8 protein-coding genes are annotated in these 6,000 nt (G+C 69.5%); 4 read left to right on the top strand and 4 right to left on the bottom strand.

Annotated features, from left to right (window positions below):
• The 4 genes from AC07EG_RS09720 to AC07EG_RS09705 all read left to right on the top strand — a co-directional run.
• The coding region (locus AC07EG_RS09720; protein ID WP_478252602.1) for an FtsX-like permease family protein at positions 1-635 on the top strand (635 nt) is incomplete at its 5' end.
• Between the two features lie 85 nt (positions 636-720).
• Positions 721-1,506: a DUF899 family protein gene (locus AC07EG_RS09715; protein WP_478252601.1), complete on the top strand. Its 786-nt coding sequence runs from the start codon at positions 721-723 to the stop codon at positions 1,504-1,506.
• A complete protein-coding gene (locus AC07EG_RS09710; protein ID WP_478252600.1) occupies positions 1,503-1,889 on the top strand; it encodes a hypothetical protein in 387 nt (128 codons plus the stop codon). Before AC07EG_RS09715 ends, AC07EG_RS09710 begins: the two co-directional genes overlap by 4 nt.
• A gap of 58 nt (positions 1,890-1,947) precedes the next feature.
• On the top strand, positions 1,948-2,355 hold the full coding sequence (locus AC07EG_RS09705; RefSeq protein WP_478252599.1) for a contact-dependent growth inhibition system immunity protein: 408 nt from the start codon (positions 1,948-1,950) through the stop codon (positions 2,353-2,355).
• 56 nt (positions 2,356-2,411) lie between these two features.
• Here AC07EG_RS09705 and AC07EG_RS09700 read toward each other — a convergent pair whose 3' ends face one another.
• The 4 genes from AC07EG_RS09700 to AC07EG_RS09685 all read right to left on the bottom strand — a co-directional run bounded on the left by AC07EG_RS09700 (position 2,412) and on the right by AC07EG_RS09685 (position 5,960).
• Positions 2,412-2,732, bottom strand: a complete 321-nt coding sequence (locus AC07EG_RS09700) for a hypothetical protein (RefSeq protein ID WP_478252598.1) — start codon at positions 2,730-2,732, stop codon at positions 2,412-2,414.
• A gap of 231 nt (positions 2,733-2,963) precedes the next feature.
• Complete coding sequence (locus AC07EG_RS09695; RefSeq protein ID WP_478252597.1) at positions 2,964-3,218, bottom strand: hypothetical protein; 255 nt, start codon at positions 3,216-3,218, stop codon at positions 2,964-2,966.
• 127 nt (positions 3,219-3,345) lie between these two features.
• Complete coding sequence (locus AC07EG_RS09690; protein WP_478252596.1) at positions 3,346-5,133, bottom strand: RCC1 domain-containing protein; 1,788 nt, start codon at positions 5,131-5,133, stop codon at positions 3,346-3,348.
• A 254-nt stretch (positions 5,134-5,387) separates the two neighbouring features.
• On the bottom strand, positions 5,388-5,960 hold the full coding sequence (locus tag AC07EG_RS09685) for a hypothetical protein (protein ID WP_478252595.1): 573 nt from the start codon (positions 5,958-5,960) through the stop codon (positions 5,388-5,390).
• Between the last annotated feature and the right edge of the window lie 40 nt (positions 5,961-6,000).

Raw genomic sequence — 6,000 nt, 5'->3', positions numbered from 1 at the left:
TGGGCGTCGTGGCCACCTACGACGACCTGCCCGGCTACGAGCACCTGATCCTGCCCGCCGACCTGCTCGCCGCGCACACCACCGCCCGGGCACCCGCCACCCTGCTGGTCGCGGCGTCCGAAGGCACCTCCACCGACGCGCTCCTGGCGGCGGTGCAGGGCGTCGCCGGCAACGCGCAGGCCGGCCTGACCGTCGGGGACCGGGAGGCCCTGGAAACCGCATTGCAGGCGGGGCTCGACGTCAACGCCCTGATCAACACGCTCATGCTGCTGGTCGTGCTGGCCTACGCGATGATCGCGGTGATCAACACCGTCGCCGTCTCCACCCTCGGCCGCCGCCGGGAACTGGCCATGCTCCGCCTGGCCGGTGCCACCAGGGGCCAGGTCCGCGGGCTCCTGCTCACCGAGACCGCGATCGCCGCCGCCACCGGCCTCGGCGCCGGGCTCCTCGTCGCCTGCGCGGCGATCCTGCCCACCGCGGTCGTCGTCGGCGCCAACCCGGTCGGCACCGCCCCGCTGGCGATCCTGGCCGCCATCGGCCTGGCCGTCGCGCTCATCACGCTGCCGATCACCGCCACCGCGGCCCGCCGGGCCATGACCGGGCGGCCCGCCGACACCATCACGCGCACCGCCTGAGCGCCTTGACGCAACCAGTTGGTTGCCTTACTTTGGCAACCAACTGGTTGCTACACGGATGAAGCACGAGTTGGAGGCGGCAGAGATGACGGAGACCCACCCGCGGCCCCCGGTGGCCGACCGCGGCACCTGGCAGGCCGAGATCGACGAGCTCCGGCGCCGGGAGAAGGCGCACACCCGGGAAGGCGACGCGATCGCCGCGGCCCGGCGGCGCCTGCCCGTGGTCGAGCTGGACGCCGGTATCGAGTTGATCGGCCCCGGCGGACCGGTCAGCCTGCTCGACGCGTTCGACGGGCGACGCCAGCTGATCGCCTACTACTTCATGTGGCACCCGGGCCGGCCCGCGCCGGAGCAGTGTGAAGGGTGCACCTGGTGCGCCACCCAGGTCGCCGAACTGTCCTATCTGCACTCGCGTGACATCACCTACGCGGTGTTCTGCCAGGGCCCCTACGGCGAAAGCAGGCGCTACCGCGACTTCATGGGCTGGCGGATGCCGTGGTACTCCGCGCAGGATTCGCTCGGGGAACTGCTCGTCGGGCGGCAGATCGGCATGATGCACCTGGTCTGCTACCTGCGTGACGGCGACCGCGTCTTCGAGACCTACTGGACGACGCGCCGTGGCGTGGAAACGATGGACAACAGCTACGCCCTCATGGACCTCACCGTCTACGGACGCCAGGAGCCGTGGGAGGACTCGCCCAGCGGCTGGCCACAGCACTGGGGGACCGGTTCCGGGCACGTCACGCGCATCGGCGGGCGTCCCATCGCCCAGTGGCCCCGCCTCGAAGCCGGCCACTCCGACGACCTCGGCCGCACCCCGGCTGATCCCGCGGCGGCACCGCTCCACTGCTGCGGGCCGGAGCGGTCGTGACGGCCACGATCGGCACGGCCTGCCGAGGGGGTCTGCTCGGAGCCGCGGGAGCGTACGTGCGCGGTTTCGACCACGAGTCGCCGATGAGTCCCTGCGCGGCCGACGACGAGTCCGGAACGCCGTACGTCACGGTGTGCCTGTGGCGCCAGCACGCCGACACCGGCTGGCTGTTCGCCCTGCTGACCGACGGCACCCCCGAGGCGTACCGGGAGTGGGCGCAGGACTACTACGAAATGCCGGTCGGTCTCGACGCGGTGCGGCACGTCTACGCCGGGCAGCCGCTGACCGCGGACGTGGTGACCGCGCTCAACCCCGCCACCACCCTGGCGGAGATCGCTGACAGCGTTACCGCGACCGGTTTTCCGATCCGCCGGCGGCTGTAGGGCCGGGCTCGAGAAAATCTTGAGTGAGCGGGGTACCGGACAGTTGACACGAGGAGCCATGGACGGAGCGCGCACCCTCGAGCAAATCGAAAACCACCGCTGGGGCAACCCACCGGCCGGCGCCACCAGGTTGGTGGAAACCGTCTACGAACTGCGTCACAAGCCGATCGGGGCCATGGACGCCGAAGACCTCCGCGTCCTGCTGCTCCAGCAGGAAAGCCTCGACACGCTGGTCCCCGTCGCGCTGACCCACCTCGAGTCGGCCCCACTCGCCGAAGGCGCTTTCTACCGCGGTGACCTGCTCACCGCGGTGCTGAAGGTCCCGCAGGATTACTGGCAACGGCACACCGGCCAGCACCGCCGCGCCTCGGCCGTGATCGAAGCCGTCGAGGCCCTCGGCAACCTCGACGACCACGACGCCCCACACGACACCGTCTGGCAGCAGATCAACGCGTTCCGGAACTGATTCCCACCGCGTCGCTACGGTGGTCGGGGTGAGTTCCGAGTTGCTGCGCCGGGCGCTCACCGATCCCGGGGCTGCGGTTGTTGCCGGACCGGGCCGCCGGCCTGCTCGGAACCCTGCACGCCCCACCACGGTTGGCCGCGCACCTGCGTGCCGTGCACGACGTGGCGTGGCAGCTGGCCGACTGGGTGCAGGAGCACCACCCGGCAGCCGGGTTCGACCGGTCGTCCGTGTTGTTCGGCGCCGCGACGCACGACATCGGGAAGGTCGTCCACGTCGAGGAACTTTCCGGGCCGGGGAGCCGGCACGAGCAGGCGGGCTACGAGCCGCTGCTCGCTCAAGGCGTCGGCGAACGGCTGGCCCGGTTCGCCCGCACCCACGCGTCGTGGACCGCTGCGGACGTCACCTTCGTGGGCCACCTCGCCGCCCGGAGCGGACTCCCGCCCTGGCGGGTTTTCCTGACGCTGGACGACGAACTCGACCAGATCGCGGCGGACGCGCCCCGCAGACCCGCCTTCCAGGCGAGCCGCCCGTCACTTGAGCCATCCGGCACCGACCGCGCCGGCCACGGGCCGGTCGCCGGGCGGTCGGTGTCCGGAGTGGACAGAGAACTAGCGGAGCACGGACAGTACGACGTAGGCGTTGCCTTCGGTCTGGACGAACGTGCACCGGTGGTCGTCGGCGATGCCGATCTCCACGTAGTCGTGCCCGTCCTCATGGCATTCCCGCCAGCCGGAAGCGGTGGCTTCGTAGTAGGCCCACGTCTCCCAGTCGTGCTGCACGGCGGTCGCGGCGCCGGCCACGGCGGGGCAGACCAGCAGCAGGGCACCCGTGGCGAGCGCGGTGAAGATCCGACGGACGATCATTTTGCGTTACCTCCACGCCGCCGGGGCGGGTGCGCGGGTCGCACCCGGTTCACTCCGGGCGGCTCGTTCGACGGCTACCCGGTGCCCCCACGGCTACCGCACTCGTTCCGGTGAAACAAAAAAGGAATCAGGAGCGCAGGGGTGCCCACTTCTGGTTCGCGCCGTCGTGGCAGGTCCAGAGGATGACGTCGGTGCCGTCCTGGTTGCCCGAGCCGCGCACGTCCAGGCACTTCGACGTGCCGTCGAGCCGGATCCGGTAGCGGTTGTCCTGCCGGGGCTCGAGAACGAACTGGTTGCGGTCACCCGGCGAAGCGAATTCGTCCTGGTTCTGGCTCTGGCAGGGGGACTGGACCACGATGCCGCCGTTGCCGGCTTCCTGCTCCGGCACGCTCAGGCACCTGCCGCTGTGGGTGGCGACGATGTGGTACGAGCCGTTCGGCTGCTCGTCGAGGACGAACCGCTGGTTGCCTTCGCCGTGGCAGTGCCACTGCTGGAGGCGGGCCCCGTCGATGGTGGCGGCGTCACCCACGTCGAGGCACTTTCCACTGTGCTCGGACTGGAACTTCCAGCCCGCACCGTTGTTGGTGGGATCGTCGAGAACGGAGCCGGTGGAGGCGGCGCCCTGGATGGCCAGGAGGTGGTACACGCCGGTGCCGACCTCGGTGATGCCCCGCGGCACCTCCCCGTTTTCCCGCTTCACGACGGCGGGTGAGTAGGCCGGCGCCGTGGCGTCGCCCGTGAGCCTGGCCCCGTCGTTGCCGGTTCCCCAGACATAGGCGATGCCGCGGCTGATCGCGACCGTGTAGTACCCGTTGGCGTCGATCTTCTCGACATCGGTGAGCGGTTCCCGGTCGCACGAACCGGTGCCGTTCACCTCGCAGACCGTCGCCGCTTTGCCACTGGTGTTGTCGTAGGTGTTCTTCCCGTCACCCACCTGCCCGTGTTCGTCCGATCCCCAGGTCTTGACGGCCCCGGTTTCGAGCAGTGCCGCGCTGTGGCTCGCGCCGGCCGCGACGGCGATGACGGCGGGCTGGTTGCCCAGGACGCTGAGGGGCACCGGCTTGGTCACGCTGGCCGAACCGGGACCGAGCTGCTTGTCGCGGTTTTCGCCCCAGCCCCAGACGGTGCCGTCCTGCATGATCGCCAGGCTGTGCGAGTAACCGGTGGCGATGGCCTTCGCCTGGCACGGCGATTCGGACAGGTCGTAGTCGCACCACACCTTGCGGGGTTTCGACCGGCTGTCTGTGGTGCCGTCCCCGAGTTGCCCGTAGGAGTTGTTCCCGACGGCGAGCACCTCGTTGTTGTTCAGCAGGATCAGGCCGAAGGAGTCGCCTGCCGAGACGGCTTTCGCGCCGGACGCGCAGATGTGGTCCACGGTCACGTCGCACACGTAGCGGGGGTCGGAGCCGCCGCCCTCCAGCAGGCCCCAGACGACGACCGAGCCGTTGTCGAGGATGGCCAGAGTCGCGTCGTCCGATGAGGAGATGGCTTTCACCCCCCTGAGCGGCTGGCAGGTCTCCGACACCGGGCCGACGGTGCAGACGGGGGCGGGAACGCGCGTGTCCTTCCGGTACCGGCCGAGCTGCCCGGTGTCCGACTCGCCCCACGTCAGCACGATGTTGCCCCGGTCGCCGTCCCGGACCAGCGCGACGCTGTGCCCGCTGCCCCCTTCGACGTCGATGGCGCCGGTCAGCGGTGCCGAGCAGTTGCTGTCCCGGCAGACGGGTGTCGGGTTCACCTCGTAGCTGGAGGTGGTGTAGTGCCCCAGCTGCTGGGCTTTGCTGTCTCCCCAGGCCAGTACCTGGCCGTTCGGGGCGGGGGTGGCGTGGGCCACGGGGGCGGCGGCGGCTGCCAGCGACAGCGCCAGCGCCGCGGCCGCGGTGAACGCGGCTCGGGAGCGGTGTTCTGCTTTCATCGATGTCCTTGTCCTGGTGAACTGGAGGTGAGCCTGGTCGCAGGCGAAGGGAGGAACGGGCGAGCGGAGACGGGCTCGGAAGCCGTTTCTCGCCGCCCAGGAAAGTATCCACCGCGGTGACGGTTCCTCATGGGTGAACCGTCGTGTTTTTCGAGTGAAGAAGGTCGTTGCTCTTTCAAGGAATTGAACGCAGTCGCCCGTCGGTGGCACGGCTTGTCATCCGTGCCACCGACGGGCGAAGGTGTCTTGACGGGTTACTTGACCTCTTTGCAGTTGTTGTTCGAAGGCAGGTCGTCGTCGAACGCGACCGAACCGTAGCCGCCGTCGCTGTACTTCAGCGTGTCCTTCACTTTCTCGCCCGGGGGCACCGAGATGCAGATGCTGTGACCCGGGCCGGAGACGAAGTTCCACTCCAGGAAGTGGATGGTCCGCTGGGTGTTGTTGACCACCGAGAAGACCCGGTTGGTGGCGCTCGGCAGGAAGGGCTTGCCCGTATGGGGATCGAGGTCGAAGTGCTTCCACTCGTCGTTGTGCATCCAGACCTGCTTTTCCGCGCTGCCGACGTTGTAGTTGGTGGCGGCGTAGAAGCAGTAATAGAGTCGCGCGCACGCGGCGACGCCTTCTCCCTGGAACGCCATCGGCCCGCGTTCCGCGGCAGCCGCGGAACCGGGAGCGGCCAGGGCGAGAGCGGCCAGGCCGCCGAGTGCGAGAGCCAGCTTTCGATACATCGGAAACCCCATTCGATCGATCGGCCTGGTGCCGCACCTGGGCACCAGGTGTGCCGCGCGGTCGCGCCGCACCACGTCCGGATGGCCGCGGTCGATCAACGAAAACCCGGCTCCAGGCGAATTCACACCTCCGGGCGTC

It is taken from the genome of Amycolatopsis sp. NPDC045836, from assembly GCF_056431745.1.
Note: the sequence above shows the minus strand (reverse complement) of the source record. Positions and strands in the feature narration are given on the sequence as shown.